This is a genomic window from Rubellimicrobium mesophilum DSM 19309 (assembly GCF_000600335.2).
Lineage (GTDB): Bacteria > Pseudomonadota > Alphaproteobacteria > Rhodobacterales > Rhodobacteraceae > Rubellimicrobium > Rubellimicrobium mesophilum.
In genome coordinates, this window is sequence record NZ_KK088563.1 from 38,373 (window position 1) to 54,450 (window position 16,078).

The 16,078-nt window shown below is 72.0% G+C and carries 16 protein-coding genes; 11 read left to right on the plus strand and 5 right to left on the minus strand.

Going from position 1 to position 16,078, the window contains the following annotated elements; genetic code table 11:
- Window positions 1-9: 9 nt before the first annotated feature.
- Both RUMESO_RS08600 and RUMESO_RS08605 read left to right on the plus strand, forming a co-directional pair.
- A complete protein-coding gene (locus tag RUMESO_RS08600) occupies window positions 10-2,688 on the plus strand; it encodes a DUF2339 domain-containing protein (protein ID WP_051521143.1) in 2,679 nt (892 codons plus the stop codon).
- Between the two features lie 4 nt (window positions 2,689-2,692).
- A complete protein-coding gene (locus RUMESO_RS08605) occupies window positions 2,693-3,106 on the plus strand; it encodes a metallophosphoesterase family protein (RefSeq protein ID WP_037279711.1) in 414 nt (137 codons plus the stop codon).
- A 35-nt stretch (window positions 3,107-3,141) separates the two neighbouring features.
- Here the strand turns inward: RUMESO_RS08605 and RUMESO_RS08610 are convergent, their stop codons facing one another.
- From RUMESO_RS08610 to RUMESO_RS08620, 3 genes are read right to left on the minus strand one after another with little or no spacing between them, the layout of a single operon-like run.
- Window positions 3,142-3,906, minus strand: coding sequence for an SDR family NAD(P)-dependent oxidoreductase (locus tag RUMESO_RS08610; protein ID WP_037279669.1), 765 nt, complete (start codon window positions 3,904-3,906; stop codon window positions 3,142-3,144).
- Window positions 3,903-5,027, minus strand: coding sequence for a mandelate racemase/muconate lactonizing enzyme family protein (locus RUMESO_RS08615; protein WP_037279670.1), 1,125 nt, complete (start codon window positions 5,025-5,027; stop codon window positions 3,903-3,905). Before RUMESO_RS08615 ends, RUMESO_RS08610 begins: the two co-directional genes overlap by 4 nt.
- On the minus strand, window positions 5,024-5,773 hold the full coding sequence (locus tag RUMESO_RS08620; RefSeq protein WP_051521144.1) for an SDR family NAD(P)-dependent oxidoreductase: 750 nt from the start codon (window positions 5,771-5,773) through the stop codon (window positions 5,024-5,026). Before RUMESO_RS08620 ends, RUMESO_RS08615 begins: the two co-directional genes overlap by 4 nt.
- Window positions 5,774-6,006: 233 nt before the next feature.
- Here RUMESO_RS08620 and RUMESO_RS08625 point away from each other — a divergent pair, with 233 nt between their 5' ends.
- Window positions 6,007-7,803: a tannase/feruloyl esterase family alpha/beta hydrolase gene (locus RUMESO_RS08625; protein WP_211262822.1), complete on the plus strand. Its 1,797-nt coding sequence runs from the start codon at window positions 6,007-6,009 to the stop codon at window positions 7,801-7,803.
- Between the two features lie 98 nt (window positions 7,804-7,901).
- Here the strand turns inward: RUMESO_RS08625 and RUMESO_RS08630 are convergent, their stop codons facing one another.
- Together RUMESO_RS08630 and RUMESO_RS08635 are read right to left on the minus strand one after the other, a co-directional pair.
- Window positions 7,902-8,189 (minus strand): DUF2218 domain-containing protein, encoded by a 288-nt coding sequence (locus tag RUMESO_RS08630; protein ID WP_037279671.1) that lies wholly within the window; start codon window positions 8,187-8,189, stop codon window positions 7,902-7,904.
- A gap of 24 nt (window positions 8,190-8,213) precedes the next feature.
- Window positions 8,214-8,717: a DUF4405 domain-containing protein gene (locus tag RUMESO_RS08635; RefSeq protein ID WP_037279673.1), complete on the minus strand. Its 504-nt coding sequence runs from the start codon at window positions 8,715-8,717 to the stop codon at window positions 8,214-8,216.
- A 178-nt stretch (window positions 8,718-8,895) separates the two neighbouring features.
- Between RUMESO_RS08635 and RUMESO_RS08640 the strand changes: the two genes are divergently transcribed.
- The 8 genes from RUMESO_RS08640 (at window position 8,896) to RUMESO_RS08670 (ending at window position 16,053) form a co-directional block, all read left to right on the plus strand.
- Window positions 8,896-9,759, plus strand: coding sequence for a MurR/RpiR family transcriptional regulator (locus tag RUMESO_RS08640; RefSeq protein WP_051521145.1), 864 nt, complete (start codon window positions 8,896-8,898; stop codon window positions 9,757-9,759).
- 249 nt (window positions 9,760-10,008) lie between these two features.
- Window positions 10,009-10,959, plus strand: a complete 951-nt coding sequence (locus tag RUMESO_RS08645) for a substrate-binding domain-containing protein (protein ID WP_037279675.1) — start codon at window positions 10,009-10,011, stop codon at window positions 10,957-10,959.
- A 67-nt stretch (window positions 10,960-11,026) separates the two neighbouring features.
- A complete protein-coding gene (locus tag RUMESO_RS08650) occupies window positions 11,027-12,043 on the plus strand; it encodes an ABC transporter permease (RefSeq protein ID WP_051521146.1) in 1,017 nt (338 codons plus the stop codon).
- Between the two features lie 2 nt (window positions 12,044-12,045).
- Window positions 12,046-12,543 (plus strand): ATP-binding cassette domain-containing protein, encoded by a 498-nt coding sequence (locus RUMESO_RS27770; RefSeq protein WP_211262823.1) that lies wholly within the window; start codon window positions 12,046-12,048, stop codon window positions 12,541-12,543.
- Complete coding sequence (locus RUMESO_RS27775) at window positions 12,512-12,802, plus strand: P-loop NTPase family protein (RefSeq protein WP_281177548.1); 291 nt, start codon at window positions 12,512-12,514, stop codon at window positions 12,800-12,802. Before RUMESO_RS27770 ends, RUMESO_RS27775 begins: the two co-directional genes overlap by 32 nt.
- On the plus strand, window positions 12,799-13,863 hold the full coding sequence (locus RUMESO_RS08660) for a hypothetical protein (protein ID WP_037279678.1): 1,065 nt from the start codon (window positions 12,799-12,801) through the stop codon (window positions 13,861-13,863). The genes RUMESO_RS27775 and RUMESO_RS08660 overlap by 4 nt, the downstream gene beginning before the upstream one ends.
- Window positions 13,864-13,865: 2 nt before the next feature.
- The gene (locus tag RUMESO_RS08665; RefSeq protein WP_037279680.1) at window positions 13,866-14,942 is read left to right on the plus strand and encodes a Gfo/Idh/MocA family protein; all 1,077 of its coding nucleotides are present in this window, start codon (window positions 13,866-13,868) and stop codon (window positions 14,940-14,942) included.
- A gap of 1 nt (window position 14,943) precedes the next feature.
- A complete protein-coding gene (locus RUMESO_RS08670) occupies window positions 14,944-16,053 on the plus strand; it encodes a Gfo/Idh/MocA family protein (protein WP_037279683.1) in 1,110 nt (369 codons plus the stop codon).
- The last annotated feature ends 25 nt before the right edge of the window (window positions 16,054-16,078 follow it).

Here is a 16,078-nt window from a genome sequence, read left to right on the forward strand (position 1 = left end):
GAGGGATTGTTGATCCTGTTGGCGCTGGCGGCTCTCGCCCTGCCCTTCGTCGTCGTCTGGCTCGCGGTGGCGGTCGCCCGGCTGACGCGTCGGGTCGCGCGGCTGGAGGCGCAGCTCCTCGGCGTCCCGGCGCCGACGGCCGCCGCCGCTCCGGTGACTCCGTCCCCCTGGTCCACCCCCCCGGACGCCGCACGCGCTCGGGAGGCGGTGCCGGTCGCGGCGCCCGCCGTCCCGCCCGAGGCCGTGCCGCCCAGTGAGCCAGCCGAGGTCGCCGTCGCGTCTCCGCCTCCGGCCGTGCCGGCCCGCGATTGGATCGGCGGCCTGGCCGGCTGGCTGCGGGGGAACTGGATCTACGCGGTCTCGGCGCTATCGCTGGGGCTGGCCGGAGTGTTCCTCGTCCAATACGGCGCCGAGCACGGCCTCCTCGGCCCGGGCGCGCGCATCCTGCTGGCGCTGGGCCTGGGCGCGGCGCTGCTCGTTGCGGGCGAGGCCATCCGCCGCCGCTGGGGCGACACGGGAGGGACGAGCACGGCCGCCCTGCCCTCGACCTTCTCGGGCGCGGGGATCGTGGTGCTCTACGTGGCGATCCTGGCGGCGCGAGGGCTCTACGGGCTGGTCGGGCCGGAGGTGGCCTTCGCGGGGCTGCTCGGGGTGTCGATCCTGGCGCTGGTCTTCGGCTGGTTCTACGGGCCGTTCCTGGCCGCCGCCGGCCTGACAGGCGGGGCCATCGCGCCTTTCCTCGTGGGCGGGGAGGCCGGGGGACCGGGGCTGCTGTTCCTCTACTTCGGACTCTTGGGCGGCGCGGGCCTCGCCATCGACGCGATGCGGTGCTGGGGCTGGGTCTCGACGCTGGCGTTGGCGCTGGCCTTCGGCGGCGGGAGCCTCGCGCGGGGGGCGCTCGGCGGGCAGGAGGGCTACGTCGCCTTCCTCCTCTGGCTGGCGCTCGCCGCCGTGGCGGTCCCCCGGCTAGAGTTGTGGCCGAGCCATCCGGGGCCGTCGCTCCTCGAAAAGCTGCTGTCGCCCAAGGGCGCGGCCTCGCCCCGTCCGGTGGCCCCAACTTGGATCGCCTTGGGAGCCGTCGCCGCGTCCTCGCTGCTGATCTTCCTGTCGATGCTGGAGCAGGATCCTGCGGGACAACTGCTCTCGCTGGGTGCGCTGGCCCTCCTGGCGGCCGGGCTGATCCTCTGGACCGAGCGGGCCGAGGGGCTGGTGGACCTGCCGCTCGTGCCCGCGCTCCTGCTGCTGGCCTTCATCCCGCAAGGCGCGACGCGCTGGTTCGGCCTCTATGCCGAGTTCCAGGGCTGGGACGCAGGCGTGAACCCCGAGGCCTCGCCGCCCTGGACCGTGAGCCTGATCCTCGGCGCAGCCCTCGTCGTCACGCTGGCGGCGTGGTGGCGGAGCCTCCGGGGACCTTGGGGGGTGCTCTGGGCGCTCGTCGCGGCGCTGGTCGCGCCGGTGGCGACGGCGCTCCTCGAGTTCCTCTGGCAGCCCGCGCGGGTCATGGGCCCTTGGCCCTGGGCGCTCCATGCCGTCGCGCTCGCGGGGGTGATGACGGCCTTCGCGTCCCGCTATGCGGCGCGGGACGGCGAGGACCGGCGGCGGGCGGCCTACGCGGCGCTCTCGGCCATGTCGCTGATCGCGCTGGCGGTGTTCGTGCTGCTGTCGGACGCGGCGCTGACGGTGGCCTTCGCGGTGCTCGTCGCGGTGGCGGCGGCGCTCGACCGGAGATTCCGGCTGCCGGAGATGGGCTGGTTCATCCTGGCCGGGGTCGCGGCACTGGGCTGGCGGCTGACGGTCTATCCCGGCGTCATGAGCTACCTCTTCGGCGAGGCGCCGCTGGCCGAGGTCGTGCTGGCCTACGGCGCGGGCCTCCTCGGCCTCGCGGGCGCCCGCGCGCTGCTGCCGATCGAGCGCGTCCGCGTGCGCGCCGCGCTGGAGAGCGCCTTCCTCGCCTACGCGGGGGTCTTCGCGAGCGTGCTGCTGGGGCGCTTCGTGGACCGCTTCGCGCCGGGCGCGGACCTGGTGAACCACTGGTCGGTCGCGCTCCTGGGGCTGATCTGGACGGGCCTCGCGCTGGCGCAGGCTCAGCGGGCGCGGCTCGGGGGGCCGCTCGCTCGGGTCAGGCTCGCGTTGGCGGGGATCGAGGGGGCGCTGGGCGGGGTGGCCTTCGTCGCGGTGCTGACGGGCCTCAACCCGTTCTTCAACGCCTGGGAGGTGGTGCGCGGGTCGCAGCCCTTCGACACGCTGCTCGTGGCCTACCTGCTGCCGGCGCTGGCGCTCGGGGCGCTGGCGTGGCGCCTCGACCGGCTCCGGGGGCGGGTGGTCCTGGTCGTGGCGGGCGGGGTGTTCGGGGCGACGTGGGCCTTCCTGGCGATCCGGCGGTTCTGGCAGGGGGATGTCCTGGCCGTCTCCGGCTTCACGCAGCCCGAGCTCTACAGCTACACCGTGGCCCTGCTGAGCCTGGGCGGGGTGCTGCTGGCGCAGGCGTTGAGGACCCGCAGCGCGATGCTGCGGCGGCTCGCGATGGCGGTGATCGCGCTGACCATCGCCAAGGTGTTCCTGGTGGACGCGGCGGGGCTTGCGGGGCTCTTGCGGGTGTTCTCGTTCCTGGCGCTGGGGCTGGTGCTGGCGGGTCTGGCCTGGCTGAACCGCTGGGCCTCGGGGCCGCCGGAGGAGGGGCGGGCCTGAGGGGATGCTGCGGATCGGGGTGATCTCGGACACGCACGGGCTGCTCCGGCCCGAGGCGGTGGAGCGGCTGCGGGGGTCCGACCGCATCCTCCATGCGGGCGACATCGGCGCGCCGGGGATCGTCGAGGCGCTGGCGGCGCTCGCGCCTGTCACGGCGATCCGGGGGAACGTGGACCGGGGCGAGTGGGCGGAGGGCTTTCCTGAGATCGCGACGGTGCAGCTTGGCGGGCTGTCGGTTCATCTCGTCCATGCGCTGCGGGACCTCGCGCCTGAGGTCCGCGCGGACGTGGTGATCTCGGGGCACTCGCACCGGGCCGGGGTCGAGCGTCGCGACGGGACGCTGTTCCTCAACCCGGGGAGCGCGGGGCCGCGTCGGTTTCGACTGCCGGTGACGCTCGCGATCCTGACGGTCGAGTGAGGGCGGGCCGGGGCGGAGATCCTCGACCTCCTGCCCTAGTACATCAGGAACCCGCCCGAGACGTTGACCATGGCGCCGGTCATGTAGGCCGCCATGTCCGAGGCGAGGAACACCGTCGCGCCCACATGGTCGGCGGGCTGGCCGAGGCGGCCCAAGGGGATCGAGGCTTCCAGAGCGGCGACCTGCTCGGGCGTGGTGTCGGCGTTGACCAGCATCGGCGTCTCCACGAGGCCGGGGGCCACGCCGTTCACGCGGATGCCCCTGGCGGCCCAGGACCGCGCCATGCCGCGCGTCATCGTCGTCACCGCGCCCTTGGTCGCGTTGTAGACCACCGAGCCGCCGAAGCCGCCCGACATCCAGCCCTGCGAGGAGTAGTTGACGATGCTCCCTGGCGTGCCGGTGGCGACGAGGCGCGCGGCGAAGGCCTGGCAGAGGAAGAACAGCGCCTTGAGGTTCACGTCGTGCTGCGCGTCCCACTCGGCCTCGGTCACGGCGAGGAGGTCGGGGTTGCGCAGGATGATCCCCGCGACGTTGACGAGGACGGTGGGGAGGCCGAGCGTGGACTCGATGCGGGCGACGAGGTCGGGGAGCCTGGAGACCTCGCGGAGGTTCGCGGCGAAGCCGGCATGGCCCTCGCCCAGGTCGGCGGCGGTGCGGTCGCAGGCCTCCTGGCTCAGGTCCACGACGGCGACTCTTGCGCCCGCCTCGGCGAAGCCCTCGCAGACGGCGCGGCCGATGGCGCCCGCGCCACCGGTGACGATGACGGTCTTGCCCTGAAGGCCCCAGGTGAGGTGCGTCATCTGTCGAGCCTCGCGCTGGCCACGAGGTCCTCGTTGATCTGGATGCCGAGGCCCGGCCCCTCGGGTTTGTTCACCCAGCCGTCCGTGTGCCAGACGGGCCGGTCCACGAGGTCCTTCTGCGCGGGGCCGTAGACGGGCTGGAGCTCCAGCTCGCGGCAGGCGGGGGAGGCGAAGCTGAGCGCCTGCGAGGCGGCCGAGACGATGGCGGTCGAGAAGTTGTGGGCGTTGGCCTGGCGGCGGTAGGTGGCGCAAACCTCGGCGGCCTTGCGGAAGCCGGTGATGCCCTCGATCCGGCCGGGGTCGATGCCGATGACGTCGACGGTCCCCGTCTCCACGATCTGCTGGACGCCCCGGTGGTTCCACTCCCTCTCGCCGTAGCCGATGCGGACGGAGGTGCCGGCGCGCAGGGCCTTGTAGCCTTCGGGGTCGTCGTGGCCGAGGGGCTCCTCGAGCCAGTGGATGCGGTAGTCCTCGAAGGCGCGAGCGCGGCTCAGGGCGGTGGCGATGTCCCAGTGGTTCTTGACGCCGAGATCGATCATCAGGCGCTTGTCCCCGATGGCCTCGCGCACGGTGCGGACGTATTCCACGTCGCGGTCGTGGTCGAAGCCCAGATGCGCGTCGCCCTTCTTGCCGAAGCCAACCTTGACGCCCTGGAGGCCATCGGAGAGGTAGCCCACGATCTCATCCGCCATGGCGGGGATGCTCGCCTGCGTCGCATGGATCGAGGCCACGGCGGGCATCCTCTCGTGCGCCGGCCCGCCGAGAAGGTCGAGGACGGAGCGGCCCAGCACCTTGCCCTTGAGGTCCCAGAGGGCGATGTCGATACCGGAGATGGCGAGGGAGGCGACGCCCGCGCCGGTGCCATACCACCAGCTATGGTCCTTGAGCAGGCGCCAGATCGTCTCGGTCTGGACTTCGTCCTGGCCCACCACGATCTCGGCCATGCCGTCGACCAGCGCCTTGGCGGCGCGCGAGGCCTCGGGGAAGTAGGCGCAGCACTCGCCCCAGCCCACGACGCCGTCCTCCGTCGTGATCTTCACGAGGCAGACGGAGCGCAGGCGCGAGTGGTCGTTGGGCTCGGGGTAGGCGACGGGGATCGCCTCGACGGAGCGGACGGTCATGCGCGGATCTCCAGGCCCGCCGCGCGGCGGAAGGGCTCGTGGCGGACGTCGACCTCCTGGCCGGCGAAGACGTCGGCCTCCGCGGTGCAGAGCCAGGCGATGGCCCAGGCGGGCTCCTCCGGGGGCGCGAGGTTGCCACGGGGGATCTGGCTCACCGGGTTGATGCCCGAGGCGCGGATGGCGCCCTGCATGTCGGTGTCCACGACGCCCGGCGCGAAGCCGAAGGCGCGGATGCCCCGGTCCCCGTATTCCTTGGCGACGCACTGGGTCAGCATGGCGAGACCGGCCTTGCCGGAGCAGTAGGCCGACCAACCCTCCATGGCGTTGCGCGCGGCGCCGGAGGAGAGGTTGACGATGGTGCCGCCGCCCCGGGCGACCATGCCGCGCAGCGCGGACTGCGTGGCGGCGAAGGCGGCGGTGAGATTGGTCTCGATGTTGCGGGCCCACTCGGCGGGGTCCACCTCGGCGATATGCCCGATGGGGCCGATGACGCCGGCGTTGTTGACGAGGATGTCCACGCCGGGCTCGAGGAGCGCGGCCATGCCGGCGCGGTCGGTCACGTCGCAGACGCGGGCCTCGACGGTCCCGTCCAGCTCCTTCAGCGCGGCGTCGGCGTTGGCCTGGTTGCGGGCGGTGAAGGTGACGCGCGCCCCGGCGCGGGAAAGCTCGCGCACGAGGGCGAGGCCGATGCCACGGTTGCCGCCCGTCACGAGGGCCGTCTTGCCGGACAGATCCAGGGGTCTCACAGGGGGCTTCCTCCGTTGCGCCATGGGGAGGGGAGTCCGGCGCCCTGTCGGTCGCGGCCGTCGCTCCCTGCCCTCTCGGGCCGGGACGCTAGAGGCTCGCGCGCGGGGCCACAAGGACCGCCCGGCGACGGAACGGCGCGCGTCGGTCGTGGAAGGCCGGACCGCCGTGCGCGGGCGGAACGACTCCCGCCGGCGCCTGTTGCGGTGGATGCCATACAGAGGAGGCCCTCGCCGTGCCCTTTACCATTTCACCCGGCGGCGAGGCCGGGAGGGCGGGGGGCCTCCGCGCCCTCGCCGTGCTGCTGCTGGCTCTCGCGCCGCTGCGCGCGGCCGCGCAGGACGCCGCCCCCGCGCCGGGCGTGGCCGACCTGCCCGTGGTGCGGCCCGCCGGGTCCTGCGCCGACCTCCTCAAGACGGACCTCACCGACATCGGCGGCGAGGGGAGCGCGGTGCAGCGGGCCGAGGAGGTGACGAATGACGCGGGGATCGCGGCCTGCTCGGTGCAGGGGACGCTGGCGCCCTCGATCACCTTCGCCGTGGTGCTGCCCACCGAGACTTGGACGCAGCGCTACCTGCAACTTGGCTGCGGCGGGCTGTGCGGTCGGCTCTCCGTCGATCAGGTGGGCGCGGCCTCGGGGTGCCAGGTGCTGCAGGCGGGCGGCTTCGCCGTCGCCGCGACCGACATGGGCCACCAAGGCAGTGACGCGACCTGGGGGAACGATCCGCAGAAGCGGGCTGACTTCGCGCATCGGGCGAACCACCTGACGGCGCTCGCGGCCAAGGCGCTGATCGCGGCGTTCTATGGGCAGGGGCCGCAGTTCTCCTACTTCACCGGCTGCTCGGATGGCGGGCGCGAGGCGCTGATCGAGGCGCAGCGGTATCCGGACGACTTCGACGGGATCATCGCCGGGGCGCCGGCCGCGAACTTCCAGGTGCAGAACAGCGTCTACCACGCGTGGCAGGCTGTCGCGAACAAGGACGCGGAGGGTCGGGCGATCCTGCTCGCCGACCGGCTGCCGATCCTGCACCGGGCGGTGCTCGCGCAGTGCGATGGGCTCGACGGGGTGGAGGACGGGCTGATCGCGAACCCGCTGGCCTGCGACTTCGACCCGGGGACCCTCCAGTGCGAGGCGGGCGCCAGCGACACGTCCGCCTGCCTGACGCCCGCCGAGGTGGAGGTGGTCCGCAAGCTCCACGACGGACCGTCGGACCCGGCCACTGGCAAGCGCCTGACCATCGGCGGGCCGCAATGGGGGTCCGAGCTGCGCTGGACGGTGTTCGTGCCGGAGGCGGCCACCGACACGACCCAGAGCGAGGACCACGCCGTCGAGGCGATCACCGGCGTGTCGCTGCCCGAGAACCCGCCCGAGGGGCTCACGCTCGCGGACGTGGCCTTCGATGAAGCGCGGATCGAACAGCTTGCGGCCCTGCACCCGCTCTACGACGCGACGAACCCGGACCTGTCGGGCTTCCAGGGCTCGGGCGGCAAGCTGATCCTCTACCACGGCTGGTCGGACACCGACATCTCGCCGCTCAACACGATCGCCTACTACGAGGCGGTGCGGGCCCAGATGGGAGACGCGGCGGCGGAGGGCTTCGCGCGGCTCTACCTGTTCCCCGGGATGTATCACTGCTCGCAGGGCGAGGGCCCCTACGAGGTCGACCTGCTCACGCCGATGATGGCCTGGGTGGAGGGCGGGCAGGCGCCGGACGGGATCGTCGCGCGCCAGCCTCAGGGCGGCGAGGGCAACGAGTTCGGCCAGTTCGGCCCGGGCAAGGGCGGACCTCCCGGCGCGGACGACGCGGCGACGGCCCCCCTCCCTGGCTACCCGGCCGCCGAGGCGCCCTCGACGGACCTTGCCCGCTCGCGGCCCGTCTATCCCTATCCGGCGCTGCCAGCCTTCAGCGGCCATGGCGACCCGAACGATGCAGCCGACTGGACGAAGGGCGACGCGACCGTCGCCTTCACGGCGCCCGACTGGGCGGGGGCGGGCTTCTTCACGCCCTACCAGCCGATGGAACGGCAGTGATGCGGCGCCCGGAGGGGCGACCGCCGGACCTTTGGAGCGAGCGGGGCCGGGCGGGAGGGCGATCCCACCCGGCCGTTCTCCCATTCCGATGCAGCGCCTCAGGCGTCCTGCCAAGCCATGCCCTCGAACTCCTCGCGGAACGCGAAGCGCTTGAGGTGGGAGTCGATCACCTCCCGCATCCGGGCGACCTGTCCGGGGTCCTGGACGTCGAGCGCAACGGAAAGGGCGGAGGACGTGGCCGCCAGCGTCGCCGTGGCCGCCGGGAAGGCAATGGTGCCCGAGGTCTCGTCGAAGCTGGCCTCGACCTTGTGGCCGAAGTGCTTGCAGAGCTGCTGGAGATAGCGGCTGGCGTTCGGGGTCTCGTAGGTGCCGGTGATGCGGGTCATGGGAAGGCGTCCTCCTGGGATGTTTCAGCCAGCGGCGGGCATCAGCGCGGCGACGAGCGCGAACTGGTCCTCGCCCGAGGCGGCCGCGATGTCGGACAGGGTCTGCTCCGGGCCGGTGACGGCGAAGCCCGCCTCGGTCAGCCGGGCCACGAGCTCGTCGGGCGTGGCGTCCACGACGGGGGCGACCTCGGCGACCGTATGGGTGAGGACCTCGGAGGCGAAGGCGAACTGCGGCGGGCCGCCAGCCTGGCCCTCGGAGGCGCCCGCGAAGGCGAAGGCGACCGCCACGGCGGCCGAGAGCGCCAGCGCCACGGTCATCGGCGCGCGGCCGAGGTAGTTGGTCAGCGAGCGCCAGTTCTTCCAGACGTGCAGCGCGAAGGGCACGACCAAGGCGACGCTCAGGATCTCGTGCATCTCGTGGAACAGGCCCTGGCCCACGCCGACGAAGAGGGCGATGCCCGAGATCAGCGAGACGAGGAAGAGCCCGGTGATCGCGGGCGTGGCGTAGCGTTGCAGTAGTCGCGGCATTCGATGTCCTGGAGTCGGTCGGAGGCGCGGTCGGCGCCGGTGGAAGTCACCCGTTCAACGGAGGGCCGCGCGGTTTCCGTCGCGCGCTCCGCATCGGCGTCGGCGGGCCGCCACAAGGACCGCGCCGCCCCTGGCCCGCCGGGACGCGCGCCGCTATCCTCCCCGCGAGGGAGGAGCCATGGTGCGGACCAGGGAGGAACGGCGAGCGGACCCGGCGCTGGGCTACACCAGGCCCGAGACCTACGAGGAGCTCCTCGCGGTCCTCACGGCGGGCACGGCCAAGCTGTCCCGTCGGTCGCAGGAGGTCGCGGTCCACATCAGCCAGCATCCCGACGAGGTGGCGCTGGCCTCGATCAGCGAGGTCGCGGCGGCGGCGGGCGTGCAGCCCTCGGCGCTGGTGCGCTTCGCGCAGGTCTTCGGCTTCTCGGGCTGGTCGGAGCTGCAGGACCTCTTCAAGGCGCATCTCCGCGGTGGCTTCGCGGGTGCGCGGCGGGGGGGCGAGGCCGGAATCCCCGAGAGGCTCGGCGGCCTCGTCGGCGCGGCGCAGGCCTCGCTCGCCAAGCTGCCCGAGACCCTGGACGCGCAGGCGTTCGACAGGGTGGCGGAGGCGTTGGCGGGATCGTCGTCGATCACGCTGATCGGAAGCAAGCGGGCCTTTCCGGTCACGGCCTACCTGTCCTTCACGCTGTCGCAGCACGGCGTCCGGAACGCACTGGTGGACAACATCGGCTCGGGCGCCTTCGACCAGGTGGGCTGCCTGGGTCCCGGGGACGGGGTCCTCGCGATCAGCTTCAGCCCCTACAACTCGATCACGCCGGAGCTCGCGGCGCTGTCGCGCGAGAGGGGCGCGCAGCTCGTGGCCGTCACGGACAGTCCCCTGAGCCCGCTCGTCCCTCTCAGCGAGGCAAGCCTCGTCGTCGTCGAAAAGGCCGAGGCGGGCTACCGGACGCTGGCCGCGACGGTGGTCGTGGCGCTCGCGCTGGCGGTCGAGGTGGCCGCGCGGCGGGCCCGGCCGATCCGAGGGGCCCAAGCTCGTCGTTGACAGGCTGGAACGGCCGTTCCAGAAATCCTCAGGCGCAAGGACAGTTCGCGGAATCGACGGACTTGCCACGGGGCGCCCTGGGCGGGAGGATCGGTCCCGGGAGGATGCGGCGCACCGCGGATCGGCGGGCGCCAGGCGTGAAGGCGACGGGGCGCGCGCCCTCGCCGGGATCGGGGGTCCCGGCGGAAACGACGTCCAACGAGAGCACGGGATGACACGCATCCCGGCCACCAACGGAGGAGGAGAACCATGCTGAGACGGACGTTCCTGGGGGCCAGCGTCGCCGCGCTCGCCCTGAGCGCGGGGCTGGCTGCGGCGCAGGACGCGAGCGGGCCCAAGACCTTCTACTGGATCTCGCACGGGTCGCCCGCGGACCCGGTCTGGACCTACTTCCTGGCGGGCGCCGAGCAGTGGGCGACCGACACCGGGCAGACGGTGAACACCTCGTTCCACTCGAACGACGTGCCCTCGCAGCAGGAAGCCGTGCGCGCGGCCATCGCGGCGGGCGCCGACGGCATCTGCTCCACGAGCCCCGATCCCGGCTCCATGGTGGACGTGGTCAAGGAAGCGCGCGACGCGGGCATCCCCATCGTCAACTTCAACACCTCGGACGATGCGCCGGACTGGAACGCCTATGTCGGAGGCGACCTGCACGAGGTCGGTCGCCAGTGGGCGCAATATCTGGTGGACCACCAACTCGTGAAGGAAGGCGACTTCGTCTGGATGCCAGTCGAGGTCCCCGGCGCCTCCTACGGGGTCGAGGAGGAGAAGGGCATCGCCTCGGTCTTCGAGCCGATGAACATCACCTGGGAGGTGACGGACTCCACGCTCGACCAGGCCGAGGTCATCACGCGGATGACCGACTACATGACCGCCAACCAGGGCAAGGTGAAGGCGATCATCGGCTTGGGCGACATGGTCACGGGCTCGATCAAGCGGGTGTTCGACCAGGCCGGCATCGCGCCCGGCTCGATTCCCGTCGTGGGCTGGGGCAACAGCCTCGACACCACGCAGGAGGTCATGGACGGCTACGTCAACGCCGCCATGTGGCAGGACCCGCAGGCCACCTCCTACTTCTGCCTGTCGGCGCTGCTGATGGAGTCCTCGGGCGTCCCGATCGGCTTCGACATCATCACCGGCGCCCTCTACGAGAAGGACACGGCGCAGGTCTATTCCGACATCATGTCGGCGGGGAACTGATCCCTTCCGCCGCCCGCGTCCCTGCACGCGGGCGGCTCCCTTTCCACCTCCGGCCCGGGGGAGACCCATGTCCGACCGCACCACCGCCCTCGCGCCGGGGGCCAACTCGCCCGGCCTCGTGCGGGCCTTCATCGCCAAGCCGGAGTTCGGGCCGCTGGTGCTGCTGGTCCTGATGCTGGTGACCTTCACGGCCATCAACCCGACCTTCCTGTCGCTCACCAACATCGGCAACGCTCTCACCTTCACGGTGGAGCTGGGGCTGATCGCGCTCGCCATGACGCTGCTGATGACCTCGGGGGAGTTCGACCTGTCGGTCGGCTCGGTCTTCGGCTTCGCGCCGGTGGTGATGTGGACGCTGTTCAACACCGGGACGATGCCGCTGCCGCTCGCCTTCCTCGCGGCGCTGGGGGTCGCGCTGGTGATCGGGCTCGCGAACGGCCTCTTCGTGACCCGGCTCAACATCCCGAGCTTCCTCGTGACCCTGGGGATGCTGCTGGTCGTGCGGGGCACGGCGCTGTGGCTCACCGACGGCTTCCCGCAGTGGACCTGGGAGGCGGGGGACCAGTGGCTCGCCTCGGTCCTCGTGGGCGACTTCTACATCGGCGGCCTGCGCATCTACATGAGTCTGATCTGGTTCATCCTGCTCGCGGTCGTGTTCCACTACGCGCTGACCAAGACCCGATTCGGCAACTGGATCCAGGCCACGGCGGACCGACCGGCGCGCGACGCAGCGGGGGTGAACATCAGCCGGGTCAAGGTGGTGCTGTTCATGGTCTCGGCGGCGATGGCGGCCTTCGCGGGGATCATCTCCTCGATCCGCGTCTCGGCGGCGAATCCCAACTCCGGCACCGGCTACGAGCTGGAAGTCATCGCCATGGTGGTGATCGGCGGCACGGTGCTGACCGGCGGGCGCGGGACCATCGTGGGCACCATCCTGGGCGTGCTGATCCTGCGCCTCATGCGGAACGGCATCGTGCTGATCGGGGTGCCGGGCCTCGCCTACAACATCTTCATCGGCGCGATCATCCTGGGGATGATGGCCCTCCACGCCGGGCTCGAGCGCCGGCACAACACCGGGGTGTGACGATGGCCGAGACCCTCGTGGAGATGCGGAACATCGAGAAGTTCTACGGCCGCGTCCACGCGCTCCGCGGCGTGAACCTGTCGATCAAGCGGGGCGAGATCGTGGGCCTCCTGGGCGACAACGGCGCCGGGAAGTCCACCCTCATCAAGGTCCTGTCGGGCGCGGTGCCCTACACGTCCGGGGAGATCGTCATCAAGGGGCGCCCCGTGAGGATGCGCTCGACGCTCGACGCCATCGCGAACGGGATCGAGACGATCTACCAGGACTCGGCGCTGGTGCCGCAGCTCTCCATCGCGCGGAACCTGTTCCTGGGGCGAGAGCTTCGGAAGGGGCCGGGCTTCCTCGACCGGCTCGACACCGAGCAGATGAACCAGGTCGCGGCGGACCTGCTGAAGCGCGTCGGCATCTCCAAGAACATCCCGCCGACGACGCCGATCAGCTCGCTGTGCGGGCGGGGAGAGGCAGGCCGTGGCCATTGCCCGCGCGATGTACTTCGATAGCGACCTCATCATCCTCGACGAGCCCACGAACAACCTCGGCGTGGCCGAGACGCAGGGGGTGCTGCGCTTCGTGCGGAACGCGCGGGACACGGGGCATTCCTGCGTGTTCATCGCGCACAACATCCACCACGTCTTCCAGGTCGTTGATCGCATGGTGGTCATGCGGCGCGGGACCATCGTCGCGGACGACCTTTCGCCCAAGACCTCCTCGATCCAGGAGGTCGAGGACGTCATCACCGGAGAGCACCTGGCCGCATGAACAGCGACGTCCTCACCGTCCAAGCCGAGGGCATCCGCTTCGGCTTCGATCCCATGCCTGGGCTTCTCGACGGCTTCACCGTCACGGAGGGCGGGCGCGAGATCGCCCCGCTGCACCGCGCGCCCTGGGTCGGCACTGGGGAGCCGATGCCGGAGGGTGCCGGTCCGATGATGGCCAAGCTCGGCGGCGACTGGTTCTGCGCGCCCTTTGGAGGCAGCGCCGAGGGGTCGCCGCTCCATGGCTGGACCGCCGGGGCGCGCTGGCAGGTCGTCCGGCAGGACGGCGGCACGCTTCGCGCCGTGCTGGAGCGGCCCGTCCTCGGGGCGACGGTCGTGAAGGAGCTGTCCGTCGAGGACGGGCATCCCTTCGTCTACCAGCGCCACGCCTTGGTGGGGGGCCAAGGCCGGGTGCCGGTCGCGAACCATGCCAACCTGTCGCTGAAGACCGGCGGGATCATCCGGACCTCGGCCAAGTCGGCCTGGGAGACGCCCGGGACCCCGCAGGAGAGCGATCCGGCGCGGGGGCGCTCGGCGCTCCGTTACCCCGCGCGCAGCGAGGATCCCCGCGCCTTCCCGAGCGTCGAGGGCAGCTCGGACCTGACCCGCTATCCGTGGAACCCGCGCCACGAGGACTTCGTCGTGGGGATCGAGGCCAAGGGCCACCGGCTCGGCTGGACCGCCGTGGCGCGGCCCGAGGAGGAGGACCTCTACCTTTCGCTCCGCGACGCGCGGGTGCTGCCGATGACGATGCTCTGGCACTCGAACGGGGGGCGCGACTACGCGCCGTGGTCGAGCCGGCACTTCGGCTGCCTGGGTGTCGAGGAGGGCGCGGCCGACAAGATGCTGGGGCTGTCCACCGAGGCGGACCTGTCCGGGCCGGGGGCGCTGACGCTGGTGCCGGATGGCCTCGCCGAGGTGCGGCACGTCATCGGGGCCATCGCGTGGCCCACCGGAGAGCCCGTGGCCGAGGTCGCGGAGCGGGACGGCACGGTCGAGGTCCGGGGCGAGGGCGGCGCGGTCCGGCGCGTGCCCTTCCGGGCGGGCTTCCTGGGGCGGGACTGAGAATGCGGCGCGTCGTCGGCATCAACTTCGACCACATGCACATGGGCGACCTGCTGCGGCAGGCGCACGACCATCCAGGGGCGGAGATCGCGGGCATCTGCGACGCCGACCCAACGCGGATGCGGGATGCCGTCGCCAACTTCGCGCTCCCGCCCGAGCGGGTCTTCACGGACGTCGCCACCTGTCTGCAGGCGACGCGCCCGGACCTCGTGATCCTCTGCCCCGCTACGGCCGAGCACGCGGCCTATGTGGAGCAGGTCGCGCCGCTCGCGCCCGGCGCGACGATCATGGTCGAGAAGCCCTTCGCGGCGAGCCTCGCGGAGGCCGACCGCATGATCGCCGCCGCCGGGGCGAACGGCTGCCCGCTGGCGATCAACTGGCCGCTCGCGTGGTATCGCACCCACAACCAGACCAAGCGGCTGATCGACGACGGGACCATCGGGCAACTGCTGGAGGTCCACTTCCACGACGGCAACCGAGGGCCGCTCTACCACCTTGCCGACAAGGTCGAGGTCAGCCGCGAGGAGGTGGAGCGGCGGAAGCCCGGCTCCTGGTGGTACAAGGCGGCGTCGGGCGGTGGCTCGCTCCTCGACTACCTCGGCTACGGGGCGACGCTCGGGACCTGGTTCATGGACGGCGAAGCGCCGCTGGAGGTCACCAGCACGACCTGGGCCGCGCCGGGGCTGGAGGTGGACGAGCATTCCGTCACGGTGCTGCGCTACGAGCGGGGGCTGTCGCGGATGGAGACGCGATGGGGGACGCTCACCGACCCCTGGACGTTCCAGCCCCAGCCGCGCTGCGGCTTCGTCGTCGTGGGGAGCGAGGGGTCGATCTCGTCCTGGGACTACGACGACCACGTCACCGTGCAGACGCGAGCGCGGCCGGAGGCCTTTCAGGTCCATGCGCATCCCATGACGGTGCCGCGCCAGGGGCCGATCCAGTACCTCCTCCACTGCATCGAGACAGGCGAGCGCATCACGGGGCCGCTCGACCCCGCCGTGTCGCGGACGGGGCAGCGGATCGTGGACACCGCCTTCGCCTCGGCGCGCGAGAAGCGCACCCTGCCGCTGGTCGGGTGACATGGCCGACCGGGATGACTATGCCCTGAGGTCGGCCGCCGCGCGGGAGGTCGAGGCCCCCGCCCTGCCCTACCGGCCGCCCCGGCCCAAGAAGGCCCACCGGATCGCGCTGGTCGGCGCGGGCGGCATCTCCTTCGCGCATCTCGACGCCTACCGGGCGATGGGCTGGGACGTGGCGGCGATCTGCTCGCGCGACATCGGGAAGGCCGAGGGGCGGCGGGACGAGTTCTTCCCGCAGGCGATGGCGACGACCGACTATGCGGCGCTCCTCGCCCGCGACGACATCGACGTGATCGACCTCACGCCGCACCCGGAGGAACGCGCGCCGCTGATCGAGCAGGCGCTGCTCGCCTCCAAGCACGTCCTGTCGCAGAAGCCCTTCGTGACGGACCTAGACCTCGGGCTCGACCTCTGCCGCTTGGCGGAGGAGCGGGGCGTGAGGTTGGCCGTGAACCAGAACGGCCGATGGTCGCCGCACATGGCCTGGATGCGGGCGGCGGTGGAGCGGGGCCATCTGGGCGAGGTCATGGCCGCCCATGTCGCCGTCCACTGGGACCACCGCTGGATCAGGGGGACGCCGTTCGAGACGGTGCGCGACATCGTCCTCTACGACTTCGCGATCCACTGGTTCGACTTCGTGGCCTCGCTGCTGCGCCGGCCGGCGACGACGGTGCAGGCGCTCGTCGTGGACGTACCCTCGGCGGGGATCGCCCCGCCGATGATGGCCTCGGCGCTCCTCGACTTCGGGGACGCGCAGGCGAGCCTCGTCTTCGACGCGGCGACGCCCTTCGGGCCGCAGGACAGCACCTACGTGGCCGGCACCAAGGGGAGCCTGACCTCGCGCGGGCCGAACCTCGGCGAGCAGCAGGTGGAGCTCTGGACCGCCGAGGGCGTGGCGCGGCCCCGGCTGGAGGGGCAATGGTTCAACGACGGCTTCGCGGGCGCGATGGGCGAGCTCCTTTGCGCCGTGGAGGAGGAGCGGGAGCCCTCGAATGGCGCGAGGGAGAACCTCGACAGCCTCGCGCTCTGCTTCGCGGCCATCGCCAGCAGCCGGGAGGGCTGGCCGGTGGAGCCTTGGACGGTGCGGCGGCTGCCTTCACAGGAGGTCTGAAGGAAAGGCGCAGCTTCCCCTACCC